The sequence below is a fragment of the Sulfurimonas sp. genome, assembly GCF_028713515.1.
GTDB lineage: Bacteria > Campylobacterota > Campylobacteria > Campylobacterales > Sulfurimonadaceae > Sulfurimonas.
Genome location: NZ_JAQTOD010000001.1, coordinates 587,518 through 602,552, shown reverse-complemented (window position 1 = coordinate 602,552; position 15,035 = coordinate 587,518). Strand labels below are relative to the sequence as shown.

Annotated in this window: 11 protein-coding genes; all 11 read left to right on the top strand. The window is 37.2% G+C overall.

The window, feature by feature from the left end:
• The first annotated feature begins 6 nt into the window (after window positions 1-6).
• Entirely contained in the window at window positions 7-2,037 is a 2,031-nt protein-coding gene (locus PHV22_RS03070) for an alpha-amylase/4-alpha-glucanotransferase domain-containing protein (protein WP_299945686.1), read from the top strand.
• Complete coding sequence (locus PHV22_RS03065; RefSeq protein WP_295023152.1) at window positions 2,030-3,034, top strand: UTP--glucose-1-phosphate uridylyltransferase; 1,005 nt, start codon at window positions 2,030-2,032, stop codon at window positions 3,032-3,034. Before PHV22_RS03070 ends, PHV22_RS03065 begins: the two co-directional genes overlap by 8 nt.
• On the top strand, window positions 3,027-4,448 hold the full coding sequence (locus PHV22_RS03060; RefSeq protein ID WP_295023153.1) for a glycogen synthase: 1,422 nt from the start codon (window positions 3,027-3,029) through the stop codon (window positions 4,446-4,448). Before PHV22_RS03065 ends, PHV22_RS03060 begins: the two co-directional genes overlap by 8 nt.
• A complete protein-coding gene (locus PHV22_RS03055) occupies window positions 4,445-5,287 on the top strand; it encodes an ROK family protein (protein ID WP_295023154.1) in 843 nt (280 codons plus the stop codon). Before PHV22_RS03060 ends, PHV22_RS03055 begins: the two co-directional genes overlap by 4 nt.
• Window positions 5,280-6,755: a glycogen synthase gene (locus PHV22_RS03050; protein WP_299945681.1), complete on the top strand. Its 1,476-nt coding sequence runs from the start codon at window positions 5,280-5,282 to the stop codon at window positions 6,753-6,755. The genes PHV22_RS03055 and PHV22_RS03050 overlap by 8 nt, the downstream gene beginning before the upstream one ends.
• Window positions 6,748-8,673 (top strand): 1,4-alpha-glucan branching protein GlgB, encoded by a 1,926-nt coding sequence (gene glgB, locus PHV22_RS03045; protein WP_295023156.1) that lies wholly within the window; start codon window positions 6,748-6,750, stop codon window positions 8,671-8,673. Before PHV22_RS03050 ends, glgB begins: the two co-directional genes overlap by 8 nt.
• A gap of 263 nt (window positions 8,674-8,936) precedes the next feature.
• Window positions 8,937-9,986: a 3-dehydroquinate synthase gene (aroB, locus tag PHV22_RS03040; protein WP_295023157.1), complete on the top strand. Its 1,050-nt coding sequence runs from the start codon at window positions 8,937-8,939 to the stop codon at window positions 9,984-9,986.
• Complete coding sequence (locus PHV22_RS03035) at window positions 9,987-11,648, top strand: mechanosensitive ion channel domain-containing protein (protein WP_295023158.1); 1,662 nt, start codon at window positions 9,987-9,989, stop codon at window positions 11,646-11,648.
• Window positions 11,645-12,892, top strand: a complete 1,248-nt coding sequence (gene mtaB / locus PHV22_RS03030) for a tRNA (N(6)-L-threonylcarbamoyladenosine(37)-C(2))-methylthiotransferase MtaB (RefSeq protein WP_295023159.1) — start codon at window positions 11,645-11,647, stop codon at window positions 12,890-12,892. Before PHV22_RS03035 ends, mtaB begins: the two co-directional genes overlap by 4 nt.
• Window positions 12,879-14,522 (top strand): AAA family ATPase, encoded by a 1,644-nt coding sequence (locus PHV22_RS03025; protein ID WP_299945675.1) that lies wholly within the window; start codon window positions 12,879-12,881, stop codon window positions 14,520-14,522. Before mtaB ends, PHV22_RS03025 begins: the two co-directional genes overlap by 14 nt.
• Entirely contained in the window at window positions 14,509-15,030 is a 522-nt protein-coding gene (gene bioV / locus PHV22_RS03020) for a pimelyl-ACP methyl ester esterase BioV (protein ID WP_295023161.1), read from the top strand. The genes PHV22_RS03025 and bioV overlap by 14 nt, the downstream gene beginning before the upstream one ends.
• Window positions 15,031-15,035 lie beyond the last annotated feature (5 nt).

Below are 15,035 nucleotides of genomic sequence, written 5' to 3'. Positions count from 1 at the left end.
CACGCTATGAAAACGACACTGCTATTTGGTATCCACATGCATCAGCCGGTGGATAATTTTGAATGGGTAATAGAACTAGCCATAAAGACCTGCTACGAGCCTTTTTTTGATGTGATGAGTCGTTACCCATCATTTCGTTTTAGTGTTCACTGTAGTGGTTGGTTAATGCAGAAAATAGAAGAGTTGCGTCCATCACTTTATGAGCAAATAACAACATTAGCAAAAAATGGAAGCATAGAGTTTTTTAGTGCAGGATATTATGAACCGATTTTAAGTGTTATCCCATCAAAAGATCGCGTAAGTCAGGTTGAACGGCTAAACGCATCAATAGAGGAGCGTTTTTCTCAAACTCCACATGGTTTATGGCTAACGGAGCGAGTGTGGGAATCCTCACTTATTCCAGACATCGCTAAAGCTGGTATCCGATATACAGTTATGGATGATTACCATTTTCAGTGTGCTGGATTTGATGAAGATGTGCTTGATGGGTACTACATGAGCGAAGAGGGCGGAGTTGAGATGGGGCTTTTTCCTATTAGTAAAAAACTTCGTTATTCGATTCCGTTTTTAAATGTAGAAACTGCCATTAATGCAATTAAATCCTTTAATCGCGAAAACAACTCTGTTGCAATTATTTTTGATGATGCTGAAAAGTTTGGAATGTGGCCTGGGACTTACGAGTGGGTTTATGAGAAAAAATGGCTAGAGCGATTTGTTGAGGCGATTTTAGCTGATGAGATGATTACAACAAGCCACTATGGAGAGTATTTTGCATCTAATACTCCTCGTGGAATCGCCTACTTGCCAAATGTTTCGTACTATGAGATGGGAGAGTGGAGCCTCAGAGCCGATGATGCACTTGCTCTTGCGGCGCTTAAAGATGAGATGGGTTTTGAGCGCTATGAAAAAGAGGGAGTTAAGTTTCTAAAAGGCGGGATTTGGAAAAACTTTTTTGTCAAATATCCTGAGAGCAACCGACTGCATAAGCGGATGCTTGAACTCTCTCTTGCATATCACGAAGAGGGTGGAGATTTCCAGACACAACTCTACAAATTACAAACAAATGACTCTCTGTGGCACGGTGTTTTTGGAGGGCTCTATCTTCCCAATTTGCGTGATAACAGCTATCGTTATTTGATAGAGTGTGAAAACATCCGTTATGGTAAAAAAAAGGGGCTCTTTTGTGATTTTAATGAGTTAGATGGTTTTACTAAATACAAATTCGTAGTACCAAAACTAATAGTACGGTTTGACTCTGCTCATGGTGGGCAGTTGGTTGAGTTGGATGACAGAGAAAACTGTTTTAATTATCAAAACACTCTTACGCGCAGGAAAGAGGCATATCACAAAAAACTATTTGATGCACCAAAAGAGCCATCAACACAAAACGAAGATGGAATCAATACTATCCATCACTCATCAGTTGAAATAAGCGATGTATTTCGTGACGCGCTGATTTACGATTGGTATCTCAAAAATTCATTTATTGACCATATCAGCGATGAGTATTTTAATGAACAAAATTTCCGTTACTGTAATTTTAATGAACTAGGTGATTTTGCCAATCAACCTTATGAGTCATCTCAAGCAAAAAACAGTGTGACATTTAAACGCGATGGCGGCATATATAAAGACGATAAATCCGCTACAACTCTAGAGAAAAAATTTACTTTTAACTCAGATAAAATAGACTTTTCACTTCACTTAAAAACTCAGGCCAAGGGAGAATATACTTATATAATGGAGCACAACTTCCATTTTTCTGAATATGAACAGCTTTGTATCAATGGAGAAGCACTTCAAGAGAGTTTAACGATAGAATCAACTAATACTCTTGAAATCCTAGACCTCTATTTGAAGAGAAAAATAACCATTGAGGTTGATAAACCTTTTAAAATTCACTACTTTAAACTCCAAACACTCTCTCAAAGTGAGCAGGGGTTTGATCTTAGTATCCAAGGAGTTAGTATAGCTTTGGTATTTGACTTTGAGACAACAGTTGAGCTTAACGGTGCATTAGAGATAGCCCATGTCTGAAATTCGCTATAATCAACTGCACGACACTTATGTCATTATGGCTCCACAGAGACTTCGCCGTCCAGATTTTGCCACAATTAAAACACAAGCTGAAAATGACAGACTATGTCCGTTTTGTGAGGGAAATGAAGCTTTTACACCAAAAGAGATATTCGCTATGCGTAATCCTGAATCTATGGCAAATCATAGAGATTGGTATACTCGTGTCATTCCAAATCTATATAAAGCCGTAGAGATAGAGGCTCCATATCAAAAATATGATGGAAATTTTGTGCATTGGGATGGATTTGGTGCGCATGAGATAATTATTGACACGCCTTCTCATAAAATATCTATGAGTGAGTGGAGCCTTTGGGAGATGGTTGTTTGGTTGAAAACTCTGCGTAGTCGTGTTGAGGATTTGCGCCGTGACCATAGACTTGTCTTTATCTCACTATTTAAAAACGAGGGCGCAAATGCTGGCTCAACTATGAGTCACTCTCACACACAGTTGATTGCTCTGCCTATTATCCCAAAAATTCAACATGAGATGAATGTACGCTGTTGTGAATATTTTGAGAAAAATTCACAAACACTTATGGAGTCGATAATCCTAAATGAAGAAGAGGCAAAAGTTCGAATGGTTGAGAGCTATGGAGAGTTTAGTGCATTCTGCCCCTATGCAAGCAGTTACCCGTTTGAAGTCATCATAAGTTCGAAAAAAAATATTGGTCAAATAGATACTATTAATGATGTTCATATTAATGAGCTAGTCACACTTCTTTTTTCCATAATACAAAAGATGAAAAACATACATGGAGATGTCCCATTTAACCTTTGGATCTCTACTCCTCCACTTGGAGTAGATGCTCCATCATCTGAGCCATATCGACTAATGATTCGTATTATGCCGCGTATCTACCGACTAGGTGGGTTTGAAGTTGGCACACAGATGATGATTAATCCAGTAGAGCCAGAATTCGCAGCTAAACTTTTAAGAGGAGAAGAAGATGTCTAGACGCATATTGTTTGTATCGAGTGAAGTATATCCTTTTGCAAAAACTGGAGGATTAGCTGATGTGTCGCATAGCTTACCGCGTGCTCTAAATGCTATCTATAATGTCGAAGTTGTGATGCCCCTTTATCGCTCTATTGATAAAGAAAAATACAACATCTCTCCTTGGGGGAAGCCTTTTGATCTGCTTATGGGAGGAGTTTCTTACCCACTGCAATTTCATAGCTGTACATTTGAGGGAATTAAGTATCTTTTTATCTACACTCCTTGTTTGTGTGATAGAGAGTTTTTATATGGAACGCATGAGGCTGGTTACGAGGACAATGCTATCCGTTTTGGGCTTTTTTCTTGGGCAATTATGCTGTTGCTAAAAGGTGAACATTATGATATTGTCCATCTAAATGATTGGCAGAGCGCATTGGTTGCTCTGCTAGTAAATGAAGAGAGTTTGATTTCAACTAAAACTATCTTCACTATTCATAATCTAGCCTATCAAGGGGTGTTTGAGCACTCTGTTTTAAAATTCATCGGAATAGATGAGCGATATTTTACGATGGATGCTCTTGAGTTTTATAATAAAGTGAATTTCATAAAAGCTGGAATCGCTTACGCACAAAGCGTTACAACAGTCAGTCCTACTTATGCAAAGGAGATTTTATCTCATAAATATGGATGTGGACTGGAGGGTTTTTTAGAACTTCATTCTTATAAACTAAGAGGCATACTCAATGGCATTGATGCAGAGCATTTTTCCCCTGTTAGTGACACGGCTTTAGTTGCTACCTATAATAGCGTAAAAGGCAAACGAGTATCTAAGAGTGCCTTTTTAAAGCACATTAAACTCAAAGGAGTGACAAAACCACTTTTTGTGTTTATTGGTCGTTTTGCTGAGCAAAAAGGGATGGATTTGTTGATTGAATCTCTTGATAAAATTGCCCATATGGATTGCAATATCGCACTTTTAGGGGAAGGTGCAAATCACTTTCATGAAGAGCTAACGCTTCTCTCTCAGCGCCATAAAAATATACATTTAACGATTAAGTATGATGAAGCATTTGCACATCAGATGTACGCCGCAAGTGACTTTTTACTGATGCCATCACTTTTTGAGCCGTGTGGTTTAAATCAAATGATTGCTTTTGCTTATGGGTCTATCCCAATCGTCCACCATGTTGGAGGATTGGCGGATACTGTAAAGCGTTTTGATGGTTATGATGCTGCGAGCTCGTATGGATATGGAGTGCTGTTTAACACCCCAAAATCTCGTTCTTTTGTAGGGGCAGTTCAAAAAGCACTTGATCTTTACAGTGATAAAAAACTCTTTGAAGAGATTGCCAATCACAATATGAAATGTGATTTTTCTTGGACGAAAAGCGCGAAAATTTATAGCGATCTTTATGAGAAACTTCTAAAATGAAAAAACTTTTTATAGATGTTGGTGGCACCTATCTGCGAAGCGAAATCTATAGTGACGGAGTGGTTTTGCAGGAGAAAATCAAAACTGATTCTACAGGGTTAATGCAGTATATTGACACTATAATTATGGCTCATAATGATATTGAATTTATTGGGATTTCGTACGCTGGGCAGGTAGATGGTGGGGTTATTATTGCTGCTCCAAATATTCATATTGATGAATATGAGATTATGCACCGTGTAAAAGAGCGCTATGGCGTTGAGCTTAAGATTGACAACGACCTCAACTGTGCTATTTTTGCAGAAGCGGAGTATTGGAAATCAGATAATATCGCTCTGTTGTTTGTAGGAACTGGCATCGGTTCAGCAGTTATAGATAACAAAAAATTAGTACGAGGAAGTAGAAATATCTCTTACGAAATAGGGCACATTCCCTATAGGAAAGCTCCATTTTTTTGTGGATGTGGACGAAATAACTGCATTGAACTCTACTCATCTGGCTCTGCTATGGCTAAATGGCTAAACTATTATGGGAGCAATAAACTTTCAAATCTTACGGAGCTTAAAAATTCACAAATCAAAGAAGAACGCCAAGTTGCAGAGAATTTTGAGCAGGGACTACTTTATGCCATTGGAACGCTAATAACCATCTCTAATCCAGAAATAGTTGTTTTAGGTGGAGGTGTTATAGCTCAAAATTCTTATCTAATTGACTTTATAAAAGAAAATATAAAAAATTATGCGCTAGGTCCATCCCTAGAATCACTTCGCATCGAACAGAGTTTTTTAGAAAATGCATCACTTGAGGGTGCAAAATTATTAGGAAAAATTTATGAATAAATTAAAGATACTCATAGCAGCCTCAGAGGTTGTTCCTTTTGCCAAAACTGGCGGTTTGGCTGATGTGGTTGGCGCACTTCCTAAAGCGCTCCACTCTCTTGGACATGATGTGCGAGTGGTTATGCCTCGTTATTATGTTGTAGATATCAAGAAGTATAAGTTAAAACCATTAGTAGGTGCCCTTGGAGTTCCTATGGGAATTATGGGCGAAATTTGGGCTTTGGTCTATGAGGGAGTTTTGCCTGATAGTGCGGTCCCTGTATATTTTATTGAGTACGAAGATTTTTTTGGTCGCAGTGGTCTGTATGATGATGGTGTAAATGGATATGATGACAATGATAATAGGTTTATCTTCTTCTCGCGTGCCGTGATGCAGTTGGCAAAAAAGCTTGAGTTTCATCCAGATGTGATTCACGCAAATGATTGGCATACCGCAACTATACCAATGCTACTAAACACAATTTACGCGTTTGATAGTAATTTCGCCTACACAGGCTCTCTTTTGAGTATCCACAACCTCCAACATCAAGGGAAGTTTTACAAAGGAGTGATGGATGTTATGGGAATCGGCTGGAATCACTTTTATGAAATGCAAGAGCATGACAGCGTAAATCTTCTTAAAGGTGGTATCGTTCACGCAGATGCAGTGAGTACAGTAAGTCAAAAATATGCGCAGGAGATTCGCTCAAACGAGTTTGGTTGGGGGCTTAATGGGTTGATTGACTCATACTCATATAAACTTCATGGGATACTTAATGGCGTAGATTATGATGAGTGGAATCCTTCACTTGACTCATTTATTGCCAAAAAATTTGATACTAAGAATATGAGTCCAAAGGCTATCTGTAAAGCGGATATTCAGGCGAGTTTTAACCTTCCCCAAAGAGGAGATGTCCCTCTGATTGGATTTGTTGGCAGGTTAGTTGAGCAAAAAGGAATCCACCTGCTTGCATCTGCTATTTACAAAATTTTAGAGATGGATATTCAGATTGTGATGCTAGGTGCAGGAGAGAAGTGGGCTGAGCACTTTTTTGGAGAAATTGCGTTTAAATATCCCGAAAAATTTAGTTGTTACATTGGATACAGAAATGATTTAGCACACAAAATAGAAGCTGGAAGTGACCTCTTTTTGATGCCTTCACTTTTTGAACCATGTGGATTAAACCAAATCTATAGCCTTCGCTATGGAACACTTCCCATTGTTCGCGCAACTGGTGGCTTAGATGATACGATTGAGAGTTACCACAACGATTCAAAGTACGGCAACGGATTTAAGTTTACCGATGCTACGCCAGAGGCTCTTTTTAATACAATTGGCTGGGCTGTTTATACCTACTATAACGATAAAGTAGGATTTGATAATTTGCGTAAAAATGCTATGTCCGCACGCTTTGACTGGATTGCTGCAGCTAAAGAGTATGAAGCACTTTACTATAAGATTGCAAAAGGGAGAAAAGGACATGTATAATCACCCTATATATCACGATATATCTCTGCTTAGCGAGATGGATATTTACCTATTTAAACAAGGTAATCACACTAAACTTTACAACAAATTTGGGGCTCACCCAATGGAGCGTGATGCAGAGATGGGAGTTCATTTTGCAGTGTGGGCTCCAAATGCGGCGTCTGTAAGTGTTCGTGGCGATTTTAACCACTACAGCACAACAACACACCCTTTGGCTCTTAGGAGCGATGATTCTGGGATTTGGGAAGGGTTTGTTCTTGGTGTTACAATGGGAGTTACCTACAAATATCACATTGTCTCAAAATTTCATAATATCATCCATGATAAGAGCGATCCTTTTGGATTCTATGCAGAAGTGCCAGCAAAATCAGCATCTAAAGTTTGGAATATTGATAAAAATGTTTGGAACGATGGCGAGTGGATGGCAAATAGATTTAAGAAAAATGCACATGACGCACCAATCACTGTTTATGAGATACATCTAGGCTCGTGGCGAAGAAAGGTGGAGGAGGATAATCGCTCTTTAACTTATTTTGAGCTGGCAAATGAGCTTGTAGAATATCTTAAGATGATGAATTATACTCATGTTGAGTTTATGCCACTCACGGAATTTCCGTATGATGGCTCATGGGGATATCAAGTTGTTGGATATTTCTCAGCAACAGCGCGTTTTGGAACTCCAAATGATCTTATGTTTTTGATTGATACTCTTCATCAAAATGGCATTGGCGTTATTATGGATTGGGTGCCTTCACATTTTGCGGTTGATATGCATGGACTTATAAACTTTGATGGAACGGCACTTTATGAACATGACGATCCGCGTCAAGGTTTTCATCCTGAGTGGGGTAGCATCATCTTTAACTATGGACGAAATGAAGTGCAGTCATTCTTGCTAAGTTCCGCAATGTTTTGGTGTGATAAATATCACATTGATGGGATTCGCGTTGATGGAGTTGCATCTATGCTCCATCTTGATTATGCGCGCAAAGAGGGAGAGTGGATACCAAATAAACATGGCGGAAATAAAAATCTTGAAGCCATAGAATTTTTAAAAAAGCTAAACACGCTCATCTATGGTGAATTTTGTGACATTGTGATGATTGCTGAGGAATCAACTGCTTTTCCGATGGTAACTCGTCCTGTTAGCGTTGGAGGATTGGGATTTGGATTTAAGTGGAATATGGGCTGGATGCATGACTCACTAAAATATATGAGTTATGACCCAATCTACCGATCGCATCATCATCATCAGCTCACATTTAGTATGTGGTATGGATTTGATGAAAACTTTATGCTGCCGCTTAGTCATGATGAAGTTGTCCACATGAAAGGCTCTTTGATTAACAAGATGCCAGGCGACAACAACCAGAAATTTGCCAATTTACGCTCTTTGTATGCTTACATGATGGCTCATCCTGGAAAAAAATTGCTCTTTATGGGAGGCGAAATTGCCCAGTTTGCAGAGTGGAATTTTGAGCGCTCACTTGATTGGCATCTGCTTGAGTACCCTCTGCACAGTGGTTTGCAAAAAATGGTTAGTTCTCTAAACCAACTGTATCGCCTTGAGCGAGCTTTACATCTATATGATGAGAAACGAGAGGGGTTTGAGTGGATTGATGATAGAGACTACAGCCACAACTGTATCAGCTTTATGCGCAAAAGTGATAATCCCCTTGAGACTATTTATGTTGTTTGTAATTTCTCTGATATAACGCGAGATGGTTATCTTTTAGGTGTTCCCCATGAGGGAGAATACGAAGAGATATTTAACTCTCAATCCACTGCTTATGATGGGTGGAACATTGGAAACACTAAACCAGTTCAAGCAACCAGAGAATCAGCCATGGGAAGAGAGCTTTCCATCTCGCTAACTCTACCTCCGCTTGGGGTAATTTATCTGAAGCGTAATAGCTAAGAGTGTCATAGGTATAGAGATTTTTATCTATACCCAGATAAAATAGAAAGCTCCACTAAAGATAGAAAAATGAAACCGCGCCACCCTAAAGAGACGCAAAAAACAGCTAAAAAAACTAAAGAAAAATAAGCACTCTTTAAAAATTTAAAATAGTTTTTTAATTTTTGTCTATATCAGATTCTTGATTTGGCACTTTATTAGCGATTTATTAGTATTTTTTAAGTATCATCTACGAGATTATATAAATTATTTATGGATAAAAAATGCAAGTAAATATCGCTCTTAAAAAGATTGTTGATGATTCGTATGACATTACAATCGACACACTTCCAAAGCTTCATTTTGATAAAAAAGTAGCTATTGTTACAAACTCCACTATCTCTAAACTTCACTTAGGGTATCTTCTTTCAAAAATTAGTGCAAAAGAGCTTCATGTCATAACTTTAAAGGATGGCGAAGAGTATAAAAATCAAGAGAGTATAGATGAGATTTTAAACTCTTTGTTTGAACATAGATTTAACCGTAAATCTATGTTGATTGCCTTTGGTGGCGGTGTTATTGGTGATATGACGGGATACGCTGCTAGCATCTATCAAAGAGGGATTGATTTTATTCAGATTCCAACAACGCTTCTCTCTCAAGTAGATGCAAGCGTTGGTGGCAAAACTGGCATGAATAATGCCTTTGGGAAAAATCTTATTGGCTCTTTTCATCAACCAAAAGCGGTCTATATCGACCCATATTTTTTAACGACTCTACCAAAAAGAGAGTTTGGTGCTGGTTTTGCTGAAATAGTCAAAATGGCAGTTACTTTTAATGAAGTTTTTTTTAAATTTTTAGAGGGCGCAAATCTTGATGATAAAGAGATTTTAGTTGATGTAATAAAACAAGCCGTACAAACAAAAGCTAGTGTTGTGGCGCAAGATGAGAAAGAGCATGGGCTAAGAGCTGCTCTTAATTATGGGCATACTTTCGGTCATGTTATAGAAAATGAGACTGCATATAAAGAATTTTTACATGGTGAAGCGGTGGCTATTGGCATGGTGATGGCAAATGAACTAGCTGTTGAAGTCGGACTCATGAACGCCGAAGAAGCATCCAGAGTTAAGGTGCTTTTGGAAAAATATGCACTGCCGGTGTCTTACGAGATTAAAGATGCAGATGCTTTTTATGAGCTTTTCTCTTTGGATAAAAAAAGCTCTGATTCATCGGTAACTTTTATTTTGCCTCGTGGAATAGGTGATGTTGTTATAACTGACAAGATTGATGCTAGCACTGTTGTTTCTGTTTTGAATAGATTTGGAGATAGATAGATGAATAGAACACTGTTTTTATTGCTGATTGCTTCCACATTGCTTTTTTCAGCCACCATTAAACAATTTGATTCAGGCAGTAAACAAAAAACAATAGAGCTCACAAAAGAGCAAAAAGAGTTAGAAAAAGAGAACTTTAAAAAAGAAAATGTTTCCTTATATTTGTCTGATTTAAAAACAATTGAGGCAAAAATAGCTAACAAAAATAGTGTTTGGATAAAGAGTCGTGACTCATACCTTACATCATTGGAAGTTTCCAAAAATTTAGAAAAAGTAAAAGAAAAAATCAGCTATCTTCAAAGAAAACCAGATAAATCACTAGATGAGATTGATGAGTTAAATACACTTGTTTCAAAAAGAAGTATTTTGATATCACAAACAAGCGAGTTAAAAAAGAAAGATGGCTCTCCATTTTCAAATCTACTAACTCCGCCAATCATAGAAAAAGCACAGCCAATAACCAATCCAATTGATATATTTACCGGTATATCTCACATTAAGGCACTAGAAAAGAATTTTGATGACTATGAATTAAAAAAGAAAGAGCTTAGTGAAATTATCGCTCTTTTAAAATCAGAAATGCAAATATACAAAGAGATAGAGAAGTTAGACCCAGAAAATAAATTTTTAAGCGATATTAAAAATAAAAATAAGCAACTTGAACAGTTTGAAATTGCCATAGATACAATGGTTGTCGCTTCTGAGGTCTACAGACAGAGGCTTGATATTGTAGAGATAGAAGTTGATAAAAGCATAGATGCACAGATAATCAAGCTTGTAAAAATAGGAATAACTGTTCTAGTAATATTTGTTATATTTTTTCTTCTTAAGCTCTTCATAAAAAAATATATCACCGATAATGATAGATTTTATATGGCCAACAAAGTCATTACTTTTATAAATTTTACTCTGATAATTTTAATTGTGTTTTTTAGTTATATTGAGAATGCAGGATATCTAGTAACAATACTTGGATTTGCATCTGCTGGTATCGCTATTGCCATGAAAGATTGGTTTATGAGCATATTGGGATGGCTTGTAATAGTGTTTGGCGGTAGTATTCGCGTTGGAGACAGAATCCGTGTGGATATGGATGGTATGCAGTATATAGGGGATGTTATGGATATTTCGCTTCTTCGCATGACTATACTAGAAGATGTTACTTTAACTTCTATTATGAAAAACAGAAGAGCCGGAAGAATTATATTTGTACCAAATAATTACATATTCACTAGAATGGTTGCAAATTACACACACGGTTCTTTAAAAACTGTTTGGGATGGTGTTCAAATAACCATAACATTTGATTCAAATCATAAAAAAGCCATGCATCTTTGTAGAGAAATAACAAAAAAATATGCCAAGGGCTATACTGATATAACTAGAAAGCAGTTGGGTAAATTGAGAAGTGAATATAGTCTTAAAAATACAAATGTGGAGCCTAGAATATTCTCTTTTATAGAGCCAAACGGTATATCTATTGACTCTTGGTATTTGACTAATGCTTACGGTACATTAGTGTTAAGAAGCACTATATCTACTGAAATTATTGATGCTTTTAACAAAGAAGATGACATTATAATTGCTTATCCTACTCAAAAAATCAATATTGAAGGTTCTGAGACAAGAGCACTTTTTACAGAATTCGGAGATGTTCAGTGAAGCAAAAAGTATATTTTAAAACATTCGGCTGTAGAACAAACCTTTATGACTCGCAAGTTATGATGGGCGCTTTAAAAGATTATGACATTACAGAAGATGAAAACGAAGCAGATGTTGTTGTTGTAAACTCTTGCACCGTTACAAACGGTGCCGACTCCCATGTTCGCTCATATATCTCGCAAGTAGAAAAAAATGGCGGGGCTAAAATATTTTTAACAGGTTGTGGAGCGCATACAAAGGGTGAAAAACTCTTAGAACAAGGCAGAGTTTCAGGCGTATTTGGTCAAAGTGAAAAGCTAAAAATAGATGAGATGTTAAAAAGAGAAGAGCCATTTTATGAGCTTGGCGATTTAAACTACATAGATGAAGCTGTTGTTGATGATTTTATCGGCAAGAGCAGGGCGTTTATAAAGATTCAAGAGGGTTGTGACTTTCGCTGTTCATACTGCATAATCCCATCGGTTCGTGGAGATGCCAGAAGTATGCCAGAGAGCAGAATTTTAGAGCAGATCACAAAGCTTGCAGGAAATGGCTTTGGAGAGTTTATCTTGACGGGTACAAATGTTGGAAGCTACGGACAAAAAACAGATAGTTCTATAGCATCTCTTATGAAAAGAATCTCACAGATTAGAGGTGTTAGACGCATTAGACTTGGGAGTGTGGAACCTGTTCAGATGAGCGATGAATTTAAAGAGATTTTGAGTGAACCTTGGCTTGAAAAACACCTGCATATTGCACTTCAACACACCTCTCCTCAGATGTTAAAGTATATGAATAGACGAAATATTTATAAAAAAGATAGAGAGCTGTTTGAGCTCTTGGCAGAAAAAGGGTTTGCGATAGGAACTGATTTTATCACAGGGCATCCAGGAGAGAGCCAAGAGCTTTGGGCAGAGGCTATGAGAAATGCTAAGGATTTGCCACTAACCCATCTTCACGCATTTACCTACTCAAAAAGAGATGGGACACCAGCAGCAACCATGAAACCAGAGGTAAGTGGAAATATCGCAAAAGAGAGACTTCATGAGCTTGAAACACTGGTTGTATCAAAAAATCTTGAGTTTAGAAAGAGTTTTAGCGGGGAACTTGATGTTTTGGTTGAGAGTGAAAAAGATGGTTTGTTTGTAGGATACGACCAGCATTTTAATAAGATAATTATTGAGTCCGATGAAGATTTGGTTGGAAACTGGATAAATATCACAAAGTATGACGCAAGAGAGGATGCCAACTATGCTAGAGTCTAAATCAAACAGAATTGCACTCTATACATCTGCTTTTTTGATAATCATCTTGATTTTATTTGCAATGTTAAGAGATAGCGCAGATCCAATAACACTTAATAATGCAACTGATATTTTAGAAAATCACAAAGTGAAAAAAGTGATAGTATCTAAAGAGTATGTATATCTTAAAACAGACAGCGAACTATATAAAATTGCTTCTTCACAAGTCACCCCAAAAATGTTTGTAGATTATGAAGTAGAAGTGCAAAGTGGTCCAAGCATCATTGTTTATCTTCTCTTTTTAGTTTTGTTTTTGGGCATCGGCTCTCTTATTTTTAGATGGTTTCAAAGAAGCAACTACTCCATAGGTACTAAGACAGAACAAAATTCAGCAAAATCAATGCTGGAATCATCATCTGTAATTGAATCAATCAAGAGTGATGTATCCTTTGGCGATATTGGTGGCATAAGTGATGTAAAAGCAGAACTTGAAGAGATTATAGACTTTATGAAAAATCCAAAACGATATAAAAGTTTTGGTGCTAGAATGCCTCGTGGTGTTCTTTTGGTTGGTCCTCCGGGGGTTGGAAAAACTATGATAGCAAAAGCTGTGGCACACGAGGCAGGTGTACCGTTTTACTATCAAAGTGGTGCATCTTTTGTCCAGATTTATGTTGGGATGGGAGCAAAGAGAGTTCATGACCTTTTTACAGCTGCCAAAAACAACTCTCCTGCTATTATATTTATAGATGAGATAGATGCTGTTGGTAAAAAAAGAGATGGACAGAGAAATGATGAGAGAGAAGCCACTCTAAACCAACTTCTTACAGAGATGGATGGTTTTGAGAGTTCTAGCGGTGTAATTGTTGTCGCAGCTACAAACAAGATAGATGTCCTAGATTCGGCACTTCTTAGAGCTGGACGATTTGATAGAAGAGTTTTTGTAGAACTTCCAACAAAGAAAGAGAGGGAGTCAATCCTCTCTAAATATCTAAGTAAAATACCAAACAATGTAGATTTAAAAATATTGGCAAATATGACAGTCGGTTTTAACGGCGCATCATTGGCGGCACTGGTAAATGAAGCAGCACTCCTTTCAATCAGAGAGCAAAATTTTCAAGTTACATTAGAGCATTTTCATCAAGTCAAAGATAAGGTAATGTTTGGAAAGAAAAAACTCCAGATTTTAAGTGAAAAGCAAAAAGAGTATCGCATAACTTACCAATCTGGAAAAGTTATCTGCGCTACTTACTTCGACTTGCCATTTGAGAAATTGATGCTATCAAGCGAGAAACTTACCCCAGCAACTGATGAGCCATTGATTGAGCATGAACTAGAATCAAGAGTAAAGATGCTCTTAGCTGGTTTAGTAGCTTGTGATATAAAATTTAAAGAGCATGTAAGCAGTGCCAAAGATGATTTGGATGAAGCAAAAGAGATAGTCCATAAAATGCTCAAAGAGTATGGCATGGGAGCAACGCTTATCTCTAAAAATGGTGAAGCAGAGGTTTTGATGAGTAGGTTATATGAAGAGACAAGAGTTTTTCTTAGTTCTATGCTTTTGGTTATGAGACAAGTTGAGAATATTCTTTATGAGAGGGAAAGCATAACAAAATCGGCAGTTAGAGGGTTGATAGATGAAGTTTTATAGTGGATTTTCTCTAAAAAATGATGAGCACTTCTTCAAGGAGTATATAAATAGTTCAGATTACAGTGTTTGCGGATTTAGCTATGGAGCTACCAAAGCACTAAAATACGCTAAAGAGCAGTTAGAGAACTCCAAAAGAGTAGATACTCTGCAACTGTTTTCCCCAATATTTTTTCAAACCAAAAGTAGAGAGTTCAAAAAAACCCAGATTTTGGGCTTTATTAAAGATAAAAAAAGCTATTTGGAGGAGTTTGTAAAAGTTGCTTTTTATCCATACCCAAAGAGAGATTTGGAGCATTATGATGCAAGCTTGGATGAACTTGAAGAGTTACTAGATTATGTGTGGGATGCAAAAGAGCTACATTTTTTGGTTAGTAAAGGTATAAAACTAGAAGTTTATCTTGGCGGTGAAGATAAAATCATAGATGTCGTTGGAGCAAGAGAGTTTTTCTTAGAAGTAGCAACTGTGACATATATTAAAAATGCAAACCATTTTTTACAAACGAATTAGGAGAT